12 protein-coding genes are annotated in these 13,647 nt (G+C 73.6%); 5 read left to right on the top strand and 7 right to left on the bottom strand.

Annotated features, from left to right (window positions below; translation table 11 throughout):
- Nucleotides 1-59 precede the first annotated feature (59 nt).
- The gene (locus IGS67_RS03790) at nt 60-1,202 is read left to right on the top strand and encodes a matrixin family metalloprotease (protein WP_192278074.1); all 1,143 of its coding nucleotides are present in this window, start codon (nt 60-62) and stop codon (nt 1,200-1,202) included.
- Nucleotides 1,203-1,322: 120 nt separating this feature from the next.
- Nucleotides 1,323-2,630 (top strand): alpha/beta fold hydrolase, encoded by a 1,308-nt coding sequence (locus IGS67_RS03785; protein ID WP_328741399.1) that lies wholly within the window; start codon nt 1,323-1,325, stop codon nt 2,628-2,630.
- A gap of 212 nt (nt 2,631-2,842) precedes the next feature.
- Here the strand turns inward: IGS67_RS03785 and IGS67_RS03780 are convergent, their stop codons facing one another.
- Nucleotides 2,843-3,292 (bottom strand): hypothetical protein, encoded by a 450-nt coding sequence (locus IGS67_RS03780; RefSeq protein WP_192278070.1) that lies wholly within the window; start codon nt 3,290-3,292, stop codon nt 2,843-2,845.
- Nucleotides 3,293-3,364: 72 nt separating this feature from the next.
- Nucleotides 3,365-4,801 (bottom strand): helix-turn-helix domain-containing protein, encoded by a 1,437-nt coding sequence (locus IGS67_RS03775; RefSeq protein WP_235977732.1) that lies wholly within the window; start codon nt 4,799-4,801, stop codon nt 3,365-3,367.
- A gap of 147 nt (nt 4,802-4,948) precedes the next feature.
- On the opposite strand from IGS67_RS03775, the gene IGS67_RS03770 reads away from it, so the two are divergent.
- A complete protein-coding gene (locus tag IGS67_RS03770) occupies nt 4,949-6,853 on the top strand; it encodes a phosphoenolpyruvate carboxykinase (GTP) (RefSeq protein WP_192278066.1) in 1,905 nt (634 codons plus the stop codon).
- A gap of 31 nt (nt 6,854-6,884) precedes the next feature.
- On the opposite strand, the gene IGS67_RS03765 is transcribed toward IGS67_RS03770, so the two are convergent.
- Together IGS67_RS03765 and IGS67_RS03760 are read right to left on the bottom strand one after the other, a co-directional pair.
- A complete protein-coding gene (locus IGS67_RS03765) occupies nt 6,885-7,058 on the bottom strand; it encodes a hypothetical protein (protein WP_192278064.1) in 174 nt (57 codons plus the stop codon).
- 110 nt (nt 7,059-7,168) lie between these two features.
- Nucleotides 7,169-8,455 (bottom strand): hypothetical protein, encoded by a 1,287-nt coding sequence (locus tag IGS67_RS03760; protein WP_192278062.1) that lies wholly within the window; start codon nt 8,453-8,455, stop codon nt 7,169-7,171.
- 239 nt (nt 8,456-8,694) lie between these two features.
- Between IGS67_RS03760 and IGS67_RS03755 the strand changes: the two genes are divergently transcribed.
- Both IGS67_RS03755 and surE read left to right on the top strand, forming a co-directional pair.
- Nucleotides 8,695-9,627 (top strand): 1-phosphofructokinase family hexose kinase, encoded by a 933-nt coding sequence (locus tag IGS67_RS03755; protein WP_192278060.1) that lies wholly within the window; start codon nt 8,695-8,697, stop codon nt 9,625-9,627.
- Nucleotides 9,628-9,701: 74 nt separating this feature from the next.
- Entirely contained in the window at nt 9,702-10,535 is an 834-nt protein-coding gene (surE, locus tag IGS67_RS03750) for a 5'/3'-nucleotidase SurE (RefSeq protein WP_192278058.1), read from the top strand.
- A gap of 21 nt (nt 10,536-10,556) precedes the next feature.
- On the opposite strand, the gene IGS67_RS03745 is transcribed toward surE, so the two are convergent.
- From IGS67_RS03745 to trpS, 3 genes are all read right to left on the bottom strand, one after another.
- On the bottom strand, nt 10,557-11,801 hold the full coding sequence (locus IGS67_RS03745) for a hypothetical protein (protein WP_192278056.1): 1,245 nt from the start codon (nt 11,799-11,801) through the stop codon (nt 10,557-10,559).
- 99 nt (nt 11,802-11,900) lie between these two features.
- A complete protein-coding gene (locus tag IGS67_RS03740) occupies nt 11,901-12,515 on the bottom strand; it encodes a hypothetical protein (RefSeq protein ID WP_192278054.1) in 615 nt (204 codons plus the stop codon).
- Nucleotides 12,515-13,576 (bottom strand): tryptophan--tRNA ligase, encoded by a 1,062-nt coding sequence (gene trpS / locus IGS67_RS03735; RefSeq protein WP_192278052.1) that lies wholly within the window; start codon nt 13,574-13,576, stop codon nt 12,515-12,517. Before trpS ends, IGS67_RS03740 begins: the two co-directional genes overlap by 1 nt.
- Nucleotides 13,577-13,647: the final 71 nt, after the last annotated feature.

The following is a 13,647-nucleotide window of genomic DNA, read 5'->3' as shown; positions in this document are numbered from 1 at the left end:
GCGGCACCTGCCGCCGTCCGTCGGCCCGGATGTCGGTGGCGTGCGGCACGATGGGTCCCGTGACGACGTCCGACGACCTTCCCGACGACGCCTGGCCCCGTGGGCGCCATGCGGCCGATCCGTCGCGATCGTTGCCGTCCGGACCGCCCCAGGATCCGGCACGGTCGCCCTACGACCCACCTCAGGTGCCGGCCACGCCGCCGTCGGGCGCTGCCGAGCCTGCGTCGTGGATGCCCCAGGCGTCCCGAGGCGCACCGCAGCTGTCGGACGAGGCCTACGAGCGGGCGTTCGCCGAGATCGAGCGGGCGGCGGCGGGCTGGGAGCCTCCGTCGCGCGCCCACCTGCGCGTCGTCGGGCCGCCGGCGTCCCCGTACGGTGACCCGCGCGGCTGGTCGGTGCCTCCTGCGAAGCCGCGGCGGCGCGGCGGGTGGCTCGTCCTCGTGCTCGTCGTCGTCCTCACCATCGTCGTCCTCGACCGCGGCCTCGGCACCGACCGCCTCTCGCCGACGCTCGACGTGCCGCGTGCGCAGTGGCTCGGTGACCCGCGTGCCGTGGGCGGCGACGCACCGCGTCCGGGCGAGGGTGAGCAGCGCGAGCGGATCCTGCCCGCCGTGACGACGACGCAGTCCGGGCCGTACGCAACGTTGTCCGACGGAGCCACGTGGTCGCCGTGCCGCACGATCCGTGTGGTCATCGACCCGACCAACGCTCCGGTGGGGTTCGAGGGCTGGGTGGGTCAGGTGCTCGCCGAGGCGTCGTCGCTCTCCGGCCTGTCGATCGTCCTCGAGGGGACGACCGACGAGCGCGTGAGCTTCGACCGCGAGCCCTACCAGCCGAGCCGTTACGGAGAGCGCTGGGCCCCCGCGATCATCGGGTGGGCGAGCGACGCGGAGATCCCCGAGCTCGTCGGGAACGTCGCAGGCCTCGGCGGTGCGCAGCAGCTCACGCGCGGGAACCAGACGGGCTACGTCACGGGAGGCGTCGCGCTCGACGTCGAGCTGCTGCGCGCCGCGCGCCAACGCGGCGAGCCCGCGTACGTCGGGGTGCTGCGGCACGAGGTCGGGCACCTGCTCGGGCTCGGGCACGTCGACGAGCCGGCCGCCCTCATGTACGGGGGCGCGAACAGCGTCTCGACGTGGGGGCCCGGTGAGGTCGAAGGCCTCGCGGCACTCGGTGCAGGACGGTGCACGCCGCGCCTGTGACCGCCGAGCCTCTCACCCCGCTCCCGGAGTCGGTCCGAGAGTCCGCGCATCTGGCTGCTCCCAGTAGCCATGCGCGCGGAATCTTGGTGCGGGGAGGTGCACGGGTGGGACCATGAGGGGGTGAGCACCCTCCACCGACTTCCCGGCGTCCGCGTGACCGACCACGTCGTCACCGTCCCCCTCGTCCACGGCGATCCCGCGGACCCTCGCACGATCCAGGTCCTCGCGCGCGAGGTCGTCACGGCGACGCGTGCGGGCGACGACCTGCCGCTCCTGCTGTTCCTCCAGGGCGGTCCGGGCGGCCGTTCGCCGCGTCCGCTGGGTGCGGAGGGCTGGGTTGGGACGGCGCTCGAGCGCTTCCGCGTCGTGCTGCTCGACCAGCGCGGCACGGGCCGGTCGACGCCGGTGACGGCCGCGACGATGGCGACGCTCGCCGATGGCCGCACGCCCGCGGAGGCGACCTCCGCCCAAGCCGAGTACCTCACGCACTTCCGGGCGGACGCGATCGTCGCGGACGCGGAGGCGGTGCGCACCCAGGTGTTCGGTGGGCGAAAGTGGACCACGCTCGGCCAGTCGTACGGCGGCTTCCTCACGCTCGCGTACCTGTCGCGACACCCGGAGGCGCTCGACGCGTGCCTCGTCACGGGCGGCCTCGCGAGCCTGCGCCCGGACGCGACGGCGCTCTACACGAACACGTGGGCGCGCACGCGCGGCAAGAACGCGGCCTTCCGGGCCCGGCACCCCGAGGACGTCGCGCTGCTCGCGCGCGTCGCCGACGTGCTCGACGCCGGCACGACGACGCTCCCGAACGGCGACGTCGTCTCGACGCGTCGTCTGCAGTCGCTCGGCATGGACCTCGGGATGAAGCAGGGCGCGGACCGCATCCACTGGCTGCTCGACGACGCGTTCCTGCCCGACGGCTCACCGGACTCGGACGAGCGCCTCTCGGACACCTTCCTCGCGGGGCTCGAGGCGGCGACGGGCTTCCGCAGCAACCCCATGTACGCGGTGCTCCACGAGTCGATCTACGCGAGCGGCGACGACGTGCGGCCGTGGGCCGCGCACGCGACGATGCCGGATGACTTCGCGCCGGACGCCCGGCCCCTGCACCTCACGGGCGAGATGATCCTGCCCTGGATGTTCGAGGAGATGAGCGAGCTGCGACCGTTCCGTGCCGCGACGGAGGCGCTGCACGCGCGCACGGAGTGGCCTGAGCTCTACGACGTCGACCGGCTCGCGTCGAACGACGTTCCGGTGGTCGCGGCCGTCTACCACGACGACATGTTCGTGCCTGCGGACCTCTCGCTCGCGACGGCGTCGGAGGTCGGCAACGTCCGCACATGGGTCACGAACGAGCACGAGCACGACGGGCTCCGCGTCGGCGGAACTCTCACGCACCTGCTCAATCTCCTCGACGAAGGCCTCTGACCCTTCCCGCGAGATAGCGCCTCAGCGTCGAGATAGCGCGTGCCACGCGCTATCTCGACGCCAGAGCGCTATCTCGCGGGGGGGTGAGGGCGCTAGGGTGCTGTGGGCTGGTCGACCTGGCGGTAAGGCGGTACACGGGTTGTCCCCTCCGGGGGTTCAAGAAGGTCAGGAAGTAGACCCCGGTATCGCACCAGTCCCAGGTACGTCGCCGCTCAGGCGGCGGTTCGCACGTCGACGCCACGCACCCGGGCAGAGCGGTGGCGCCCCCACCGCTCGGTCACGACGCCGACGACGACGGCGAGCACGGCCGCCACGAGCGGCGCCGCGACCTCGCCCAACGCCGAGCCGAGCGTCGGGCGGAACGTCGTCGGCTGCCCGGCGCCACCGACGTCGTTGAAGTAGGACGCTGGCCACAGCGTCGGCACGAGCCAGGCTCGCAGAGTGACGGTGACGAGCAGCGCGACGACGACGAGAGAACCCACCCAGACGCTTGCGAGAGCGATCCGGTCCACGCGCCGGCGGACACACAGCGCGGCCGCGAGAAGCGCGAGGGGAACGAGCACGAGCCACGACGCAGCGAGGACGTCGGCGACGCGCAGCCACGCCTCCCCCTCGGGTGGGAGCGGCAGGACGTACGCGGGGACTGCGGCGGACGACGACATGGCGATCCCTCCTCACGGGGGACGAGGGTCGCCCTCCACCGTGCCTGTGTCGCACACGTCGTCCGGCTTGCGTCAACCCTCGGCCACCGGCGCGTGGCTCTCGAGGAAGCGGTAGACCTCGGCGTCGTCGACGCCCGGGAAGCGACCGGTCGGGAGTGCCGCGAGGACGTGCTGGTGCATCTTCGCACTCGGCCACGCCGCCTCGGACCACCGTTCTTCGAGCGCGGACGCGGGCCGCTGGCAGCATGCGACGTCGGGGCACGTCGACGTCCTGCGCCGGTCCGTCTCGCGGCCGCGGAACCACCGGACGTCCGCGAACGGCACGCCGACGGAGATCGAGAACTCGCCGTTCTCGGCGGTGCCCGTCTGCGTCGAGCACCAGTACGTGCCGCCCGGCTTGTCCGTGTACTGGTAGTACTCGCTCGTGCGGTCGCGCGACGCGAACGCCTGCCTGGCCGCCCAGCTGCGGCACACCGTCTGCCCCTCGATCGCGCCCGTGACGTCCGTCGGGAAACGCACGCCGTCGTTCTCGTAGCCGCGCAGGAGCATGCCCTCGCCCGTGACGCGCAGGTAGTGGAGGTGGATGCCGAGGTCGACGGTCGCGAGGTTCGTGAAGCGCTGCGCGGCCGCGTCGTGCGAGACGCCGAACGCGTCCCGGAAGTCGGAGACCGCGAGGTCCCGCTCCTTCTTGCGCTCGAGCAGCCACGGCACCGCGACCGAGCGCGGCACAAGGCACGCGGACGCGAAGTAGTTGATCTCGAGCCGCTGCCGCAGGAAGTCCTTGTACGACTCGGGTCGACGGTGCTCGAGCACGCGGTGCGCGAGCGCCTGGAGCGCGAGGGCGCGCAGCCCGTGCCCGCCGGGGATCGACGCGGGCGGCAGGTAGATGCGGCCGGACGCGAGGTCGGTGACGGTGCGCGTCGAGCGCGGCAGCTCGTCGGTGTGGAGGATCTCGAACCCGAGGAGCTCGGCGGCGCGCGCGACGGTGCGGTGCGTGAGCGGCCCGCCGACGTAGCCGGCGCGGCGCACGAGGTCCTCGGCGGCCGCCTCGATCTCTGGCAGGTGGTTGTCGCGCTCGCGCATCGCGGTGCGCAGCTCGAGGTTGGCCGCGCGCGCGGCCTCGGGGGTCGCGACCGCCTCGCGGTCGCGCCTGGCGAGCTCGCGGTGGAGGCCGACGAGGCTCTCGAGGACGGGCTGCGGAAGCTTCTGCGACGCCTTGACCTCGGGCAGGCCGAGCCTGCCGTACGTCGAGCCGCGCTGCGCACGGTCGAGCTCGATCTCGAGCGCGGCGCGCTGCGACGGTGGCTCCTCGGAGAGCAGGTCGGGGACGGTGACGCCGAACGCCTCCGCGAGCGCGCCGAGCGCACTGATGCGCGGCTCGCGCTTGCCGTTCTCGATCTGCGAGAGCTGGGAGGGGGCAAGGCCCGTCGTCGCGGCGACGTCGTCGAGCGTGAGACCCGCGGTGGTGCGGAAGTGCCGGATGCGGCGGCCGAGGATGAGGAGGTCCATCGCTTCACCATACGGAAAGATCCTCGAATCTTTCCAGAGATTCGTCGGTGAAGCCGCGCAGGGGCGCGGTGAGGCTGAGGGCATGGCGGGGTTCCGGCCCCGCCCCCGGCCGCGGCGCCGGGACCGCCCGACGACGAGGAGAGGCCGATGAGCATCACCGCCCCCGCCCCCACGCTGCCCACGACGACGACGTGCGACGGCCGCCAGCTCGCGGCCCGCGCGTGGGTCTCCGCCGTCGCCGACCTCCTCGAGCCTGACGAGATCGTCTGGTGCGACGGTTCCGCCGACGAGCGCGCCCGCCTCACCGCGCTCATGGTCGCCCAGGGCACCCTCGTCCCTCTCGACCCCGCGAAGCGTCCCGGCTCGTACCTCGCGCGCTCCGACCCGTCGGACGTCGCCCGCGTCGAGTCCCGCACGTTCATCTGCTCGCGCGAGCGGGCCGATGCCGGCCCGACGAACAACTGGCGCGAGCCTGCCGAGATGCGCCGTGAGCTCCACGGCGTCGTCGCGGGCGCCATGCGCGGCCGCACGATGTACGTCGTCCCGTTCTCCATGGGGCCCGTCGGGGGCCCGATCTCGCAGCTCGGCATCGAGATCACCGACTCCCCGTACGTCGTCGTCTCCATGCACGTCATGACGCGCGTCTCGCGCGAGGTGCTGCGCCTCGTCGACCACGGTGCGCCGTACGTTCCAGCCGTCCACACGGTCGGCGCGCCGCTCGCGCCCGGGCAGGCCGACGTCCCGTGGCCGTGCAGCCCGACGAAGTACATCGCGCACTTCCCCGAGACCCGCGAGATCTGGTCGACGGGCTCCGGCTACGGCGGCAACGCTCTACTCGGCAAGAAGTGCTTCGCGCTGCGCATCGCGTCGACGATGGGCCGCGCCGAGGGGTGGCTCGCCGAGCACATGCTCGTCATCCGCGCGACGAGCCCCCAGGGCCGCGACTACCACCTCGCCGCCGCGTTCCCGTCGGCGTGCGGCAAGACGAACCTCGCGATGCTCGAGCCGACGATGCCCGGCTGGACCGTCGAGACGATCGGCGACGACATCGCGTGGATGCGCCCCGGGCCCGACGGCCGGCTTCGCGCGATCAACCCCGAGGCCGGGTTCTTCGGCGTCGCCCCAGGCACGGGCTGGTCGACGAATCCGACGGCGATGCGCACGGTCGCGCGGGACACGATCTTCACGAACGTCGCGCTCACGGACGACGGCGACGTGTGGTGGGAGGGCATGACGGACGAGCCGCCCGCGCACCTCGTCGACTGGCAGGGCCAGGACTGGACGCCCGGCTGCGGCCGTCCGGCCGCGCATCCCAACGCGCGCTTCACGGTCGCGGCGGCGCAGTGCCCGACGATCTCGCCCGACTGGGAGGCCCCCGAGGGGGTGCCGATCGACGCGATCGTCTTCGGTGGCAGGCGGGCGTCGAACGTGCCGCTCGTCGCCGAGGCGTTCTCGTGGGAGCACGGCGTGCTCATGGGCGCGACGGTGTCGTCCGAGCAGACGGCGGCCGCGGAGGGCACGGTTGGTGAGCTGCGCCGCGACCCGTTCGCGATGCTGCCGTTCTGCGGCTACAACATGGCCGACCACTGGCAGCACTGGCTCGACGTGGGCGCGTCGCTCGACGCCGAGCGGAGGCCGATGATCTTCCAGGTCAACTGGTTCCGCAAGGACTCGGATGGGCGGTTCCTGTGGCCGGGGTTCGGCGAGAACTCGCGCGTCGTCGAGTGGCTGCTGCGTCGGACGGACCTGCGGACGCGCCCGGAGGGCGCGGGCACGGAGCGTCCCGACGCCGAGGACGACGCGCGGCCGTGGGGCGGTCCCGTGCCGGAGGCGCGCCCGACGGCCGTCGGGCGGGTCCCCGCGGACGGGGCGCTCGACGTCACGGGCCTCGCCCTCGCCGAGGGCGCGCTCGCCGAACTGTTCCGCGTCGACCCGGCGGCGTGGCGGCGCGAGGCGGACCTCACGGAGGAGTTCTTCACAACCTTCGGGGACCGCGTCCCTGCGGCCCTCCGCAGGGAGCTCGCGGCGCTCCGCGACCGGCTGTCTCGCTGACAGGCGCCCCCGAGAGGGGGTGGCGGCCGCGTCAGCCGAGGCCGAGCTTGCGCTCGCCCCGCGCGGCGACCGCCCGACGACGATCACGCGCGAGCCCGCCCCGTCCCCGGCGTCGGCCGGCACCCTCCCGGTCGTGCAGCGCGTCGGCGATGTCGACGACGAGTCCGCGCGTCGGCCCCGCGTCGTCCGAGCCGCGAACGTCCACGCGAGGAACGTCCCCGCGACGAGCACAGCACCGACGGCGCCGCTGTGCCGCACGCGCAGGAGCGTTCCGCTCGAGACGTCGAGCACGTGCACGTCCCCGGAGCGGCCCCGTCACGGGACGTCCTCGCCGAGCCGCGCGACGACGGCGGCGGGGCCCGGGGCGAGGTCGTTCCCGAAGGGAACCCAAGCGATGAAGTCGCCCTCGGCGACAGGACTGACGATGGCGTCGCCAACGATGATGCGTGCGAGGTCCCCCGTCGGAAGGTCGAGGACGTGGAGGTCGCCGGTGCCTGCGAGCGGCACGGCGCCGTCGCCCGTCCAGGTCGGGTCCGCGCCCCACACGAGCCGGGAACCCGCCACCGCAACCTCGGGCATGCCGTCGACGTAGCGTGCCGTCCGGTTCGCCGTGTCAATGATCCAGGTACGGATGCTGAAGTCCGGGCCCGCGACATGGACGACGAGCCAGCGGTCGTACGCGGCGACCAGCGAGCCCGAACCCTCGATCGTGAGGACGGGCGTGATCTCGCCGTCCTCGACGTACGACAGGTGTGCGCGCACGGTGCTGCCCGGTGCACTCCCGTCCGACGGTGAGTTGTCGTCGGGCATCTCGAACTTCTGGAGGACGAGAGGGCACACGTCGCGCTCGCACACGACCGGCGCGACCCCCGCGTTGTCGAGCTGCGGCAGCCCGAGGTTGCGCGTCTTTCCGTCCCAGGCACGGAACGTGCCGTCACCGAGGACGAGACCGTCGTCGAGCACGCCGCGGATCCCGTCGGGGACGTCGATCCGCACGCCGGTGGAGCGCCCGGCCGGTGCGCGGTAGGCGTTCGACGTCATGTCGTCGGTCGTGCCTGGCTCCACGTCCTGCCCGATCCACACGGCTGCGCCGTCGCGGACGAGCCGTCCCGAGTAGACGTCCTCGAGGCGCCTGTGCTCCCCGACGAGGACCCGTGAGCCCTGCGGCCCGACGAGCCGGACGACGGTCGGCACGACGGACCCCGGTACGACGGCCCCGTCGTCGTCGTACTCACGCTCGCTGCTCTCCGTGACGAGCGCGGAGCCGTCCGCCGCGACGTCGATGACCGTGAGCATGCGGTCCTTCGGCGTCTCAATCCTGCGGACGACGGTGAGCGCGTCGGGACCGGCGCGGCGCGCCGTGCCGGTGTCGAGCATCTCGCCGACGACCTCGGTGCCGTCCGCCCACCGGAGGACCGAGTACCTCCGCCACTCGGTCGCCGGGGCGTCTGTCGGGAGACCGGGCAGCGGGTCGGGGGGCGTCGACGGTGCTGGCGCGCTCGGCGAGGATGCCGTCGTCGGGGCGGTCAGGGGAGGCTTCGACGGCGTGCACGCGGCGAGCCCGGGCATCGCGAGGCTCAGCGCGAGCGCGGCGGTGCACACCGCGCCGCTCCTGCGGGTGGCCGCGCCCCTGCGCGCCTCGTCCTGCACCGTCGCCCCCTCCGCGCCGGCTGCGTCACCGGCGACGAGTCGACCATAGCGGACGGGCCGCGAGACGCTCGGCGCCGACATTCCCCTCGCGGCCCGCCGAGCAGACGCCCGTCTCGATCCTCGTCCTCATAGAGGACGCGGAACCCTTCGTATGACGCGCGACCCACGCCCACCCGTGCCTAGGCTCTGGCATGGAACCCACCGCGCCCCACGTCGTCGTCCTCGCACCCGACCCGTTGCTCACCGTCACCGTCGAGGTGTCGGCCGAGACCGACGTGCCGGAGATCCACGTGCACGCAGGCGGGCAGGGCCTGTGGCTCGCACGCATGGCGCGATCGCTCGGCGCCACCGTCACGGCGTGCACGCCTGTCGGCGGGGAGACCGGCACGGTCGCGGCCCACCTCGCACGCGAGGAAGGCATCGACCTGCGGACGACGCCCGGCCCGCCGACGGGCGCGTACGTCCACGACCGGCGCGGCGGCGACCGCCTCGAGGTCGCACGGCAGCCGTCGCGCACCCTTGACCGGCACAGCGTCGACGACCTCGCCGGAACGTTCCTCGTCGCGTCGCTCGACGCCGACGTGTGCGTCCTCACCGGCACGCAGGACCCGACGCTCGCACCCGACGTCCTCGGCAGGCTCGCGCGCGACCTGCGGGCCGCGGGCAGGACGGTCGTCGCGGACCTCTCCGGCCCGCAGGCCCGCGCGGTCGCATCCGTCGAGGGGGTCGTCCTCAAGATGAGCCACGAGGAGCTCGTCGACGGCGGGTTCGCCGCGGACGCGAGCCTCCCGGCGCTCAGGGCGGCCGCGCGCGAGCTCGTCGCCGCGGGGCTCCGGGCGCTCGTCGTCTCGCGGGCAGGGGAGCCCGCGCTCGTCGTCGCGGCCGACGAAGCGTTCCTCACGACCACCCCTCCCATGACGACGGTCGACCATCGTGGCGCGGGCGACTCGATGACCGCAGGCATCGCCGTCGGTCTCGCCCGGGGCGAGTCGCTCTCCGAGGCGGTGCGGCTCGGGGCGGCGGCGGGTGCGCTCAACGTCACTCGTCACGGCCTCGGCACAGGCCGGCGCGAGCAGGTCGAGAGGTGGGCACGCGAGATCCGCGTCGACCCGCTCATGGACTGAGCCGGGTCCGTCACCCTGCAGGATCCCGCGGGCCGGGGCAGGGTGGAAGGACGACACAGCGAGGAGGCCCCATCGTGCGCACGCTCATCACGAACGACGACGGCATCGACTCACCCGGGCTCACCGTGCTCGCGCGCGTCGCGCTCGAGGCAGGTCACGACGTCGTTGTCGTGGCGCCGCGCCGCGAGTCGTCGGGCGCGAGCGCGTCCCTCATGGGCGCGGAGGACGACGGTCGGCTCGTCGTCGAGCGCCGCACGCCGCCCGGGCTGCCGGACGGGGTCGACGCGTTCGGGGTCCGCGCGACGCCCGCGCTCATCACGATGGTCGCCGCCCACGGCGGCTTCGGCGGCCCGCCGGACCTCGTGCTCTCGGGCGTCAACCGCGGTGCGAACACGGGGCACGCGACGCTGCACTCGGGGACGGTCGGTGCCGCGCACGCCGCGAGCACCCACGGGATCCTCGGCATGGCCGTGTCGCTCAACTCCGCCGACCCGCAGCACTGGGACACCGCGGGGCACTTCGCGGCCCGCATGCTCGCGTGGCTGCTCGAGCACCCCGACCCGAGCGGCGTCGTCAACCTCAACGTGCCCGACCGGCCGCTCGCCGACGTCCTCGGGCTGCGGCAGGCGCCGCTCGCGAGCTTCGGCATGGTCCACGCTCGCATCCGCGAGCTCGACCAGGGTCACCTCACGCTCACGTACACGGGCACGGACGCCTCGAGCGAGCCCCGCTCGGACGCGGGGCTGCTCTCGCGCGGGTGGGCGACAGTGTCGCTGCTGCGTGCGCCCGTCGCCGACGACGACGCTCCGTTGCCGTCCGACGCCCCGCGCCCCCTGCCCGAGGGCGGGCCCGTCGACGTCGTCGACGCGGGCGTCCTCACGGGGCAGGACCTGCCGGTCGACGGGTGATCCGTCCTGGCCTGAGCGCTGTCAGCGACGAGGCCAGCGCAGGATGTCGCCGCCGTCACCGTCCGTCCCGGCCCCCTCGCCGTCGTGCGAGGTGAGAGCGACGAGTCCGCCCGCGATTCCCGCGACCGACGCAGACCCGTCGACGGCGAGCTGCTCGACGGTCCGCGCGACGAGATCGACGACGACAGCCCTGGTCGCCGGGTGGTCCTGGTCGACGATCCTGCCATCGCTCATCGACTGCGCATACAGCTCGCCGACGATGCGCACCGCCGTGCGGTCGACGATGTCGACGCCCCAGAGCTCCGACACGCCGTCGCCGCCGTCGACGTGGACGAGCAGGAATCGCCCGTCCGAGTCGTCGACCCACGTCCCGGACGGCCCGCGCAGAAGCGGCTGCCGCTTCCCGCCCTCGGTGAGGAGTGCGATCTCGCAGCCCTGCGGGGAGCACCGTGTCTCGACGACGTCGTCGCCCGCCACCCGGTGGGACACCTCGAGGTCAAGGTCCGCAGGCTCGCCCGAGACCTTGCCGTCCCAGCCGACGACACGTCCGTCAGCGAGGACCGCGCCCCAGCGTGCAAGCGCCGCGATCCGCCCGTCCACGGCCCACAGCTGGTGCACGAGACGCCCCCGCGACGAGCCTGCCGGGGCGAGCACGAGCCGCTGCCCGGCCAGCTCGAAGTACGGCTCGACCCAGGCGACACCACCGTCGACGCGCCGTGCCTGAGAGATCGACTCGCGCATGTCGGCGTGCTCGTCGTGCGGTGAGGTCAGCGTCCTTGAGCGCCCCTCCGTCACCTCGCGCAGCGCACCCACCGACCCCCCGCCACCACCTGTGAGCCCGGCGTCGCCGGCGACCGTGAGGAACGAACCGTCTGGTCGTAGGTCGTAGAGATAGACGAGCTTCCCGGGCTCGGCGGGGACGTCGCGGACGTGCTCGACATCGCTGCCGAGCCGCACCCGACGCGCTTCGCCGAGGTCGAGCGACGGACCGTCGACGATCGTCCCGTCCGCCCAGACGAGCACCTCCGCGCGGCCCGTCGGGCCGTCGGAAGGGGCCTCGGACCGGTCCGGCGGGCCGTCGGAAGGGGCCTCGGACCGGTCCGGCGGACCAGCCGTGGGCGTGGGGCTCGGGGGTGCCGCCGACACCGTCGGGACCTCGAGCGTCGTGGGCCGGGTGGCAGGCGGCGTCTCGCCCTGGTGCGGCGTGCATGCGACGAGAACCGCGCAGACGAGGACCCCCCGCACCGTTGCCTCCGACAGTCGCACCGAGTCCCCCGATCGTTGTCCCGTTGGGGATGAATGTACCGCATTCCCAGGCGTGCGCGGCAGCCTTCGTGTCCCTGCTCGCGCGGGGCACGGCCGGGCTCAGCCGACGAGATGCGGTGCGTGCTCCCTCACCGCGGACAGCACCTCCGCGTACGCGCCGTCCTCGACCTGCGCCTCGGGCGCGAACGCCCAGCCGCGCCGTCGCGCCGCCGGATCCGTGGCAACCTGCCGTGCCCAGCGGGCCGGCGCACGCGACGCGAGCGCCGCGACGTCGTCGACGTAGACGTGGAGGATCCGCGCCGACCGCACGCCGAGCCACATCTGGAAACGCGGTACGACGCCCGACGCCTCGGCGTCGACGACCCGCACCCCCGTCACCTGCTCCCACGGCACGAAACCGAAGCGCGGCAGCACCAACCCGTCGGCGCGCACCGCGAGCGCGAACCCCTCGTCGAGTCCCCACATGTCCCCGGCGCGGGCGATGACCGCGCCGGCCGCGAGAGCGGCCGGCGCGAGCAACACGACCACGAGGACCGCCGGGACCCGCAGCGACTCGACGGCGAGGCCCACCACGAGCAGCGCCACGACGGCTCCGACGACGAGCAGGGCCCGCGCACGGAACCTCAGCACCGACCGCTCGCGGTACCAGACGTGCACCGCGCCCTCGAGGAGCGCGAGGTCGACGGCGGCCGAGTGACGAGGATGGTCAGCCATCAGTAGTCGGTCCCCATAAGTCGTCGGACGTCGGCGAGCGTCGCGTCCGCGAGCTCGTTCGCGCGCTCGTTGCCGCGCCGCAGGACCTCGAGCACGTCGTCGCCCGCGGACGCGGCGGCGGCACGCCGCTCCCGGAGCGGCCGGAGGTGCTCGACGAGGGCCTCGGTGAGCTCGCGCTTGAGCGTACCCGCGCCGCCGTCGCCGATGCGTTCCGCCGCGAGCGCCGGGTCCTCGCCCGTCGCGAGCGTGAGGAGGTCGAGGAGGTTCGCGACCTCGGGGCGGCTCTGCGGGTCGTAGGTGATGTGCCGCTCGGCGTCGGTCTTCGCGCGCTTCACCCAGCGTGCCGTCTCGTCCTCGGTCGCCGAGAGCATGAGGGCGTTGCCGCGCGACTTGCTCATCTTCGTGCCGTCCGTGCCGAGCACGATCGGCGTCGGCGCGAGCAACGCGTCGGGCTCCGGGAAGTACGGGGCGTCGGTCGCGTAGCGCTGGTTGAAGCGGCGGGCGACGACGCGCGTCATCTCGAGGTGCGGCAGCTGGTCCTGCCCGACGGGCACGAGGTTGCCGTGGCAGAAGAGGATGTCCGCCGCCTGGTGGACCGGGTAGGTGAGCATGAGGCCGCTCATCGCGCGGCCACCCGTCGCAGCCGTCTCCGCCTTGACCGTCGGGTTGCGGTCGAGCTCCGCGACCGAGACGAGCGAGAGGAACGGCAGCATGAGCTGGTTGAGCGCGGGCACCGCCGAGTGCGTGAAGATCGTCGCCTTCTCGACGTCGATGCCCACCGCGACGTAGTCGAGGAGGATCTCCCGGATCGTCGCGCGCAGGTCGCCGATGTCGTCGCGGTCGGTGATGACCTGGTAGTCCGCGAGGATGAGCATGAGCTCGACGCCCGACTGCTGCAGCCGCACCCGGTTGGCGAGCGTGCCGACGTAGTGGCCGAGGTGCAGCGGGCCCGTGGGCCGCTCGCCCGTGAGGACGCGGAACCGGCCGGGGTTCTCGGCGATCTGCTGCTCGAGGCGGGCGCTGCGGGCGCGCGCGGCGTCGAGGGTCGTGGTCTCGGACATGGTGCTTCTCCAGGATTCTCGAGGGGAGCGTCCCGTCGCACCGGTCACCTGCCGAGGCTGCGCGGGGCAGC

The sequence above is a fragment of the Flavimobilis rhizosphaerae genome (assembly GCF_014852685.1).
Classification (GTDB): Bacteria; Actinomycetota; Actinomycetes; order Actinomycetales; family Cellulomonadaceae; genus Flavimobilis; species Flavimobilis rhizosphaerae.
The sequence above is the reverse complement of the archived record's forward strand: the minus strand, read 5'-3'. Positions and strand labels throughout refer to the sequence as shown.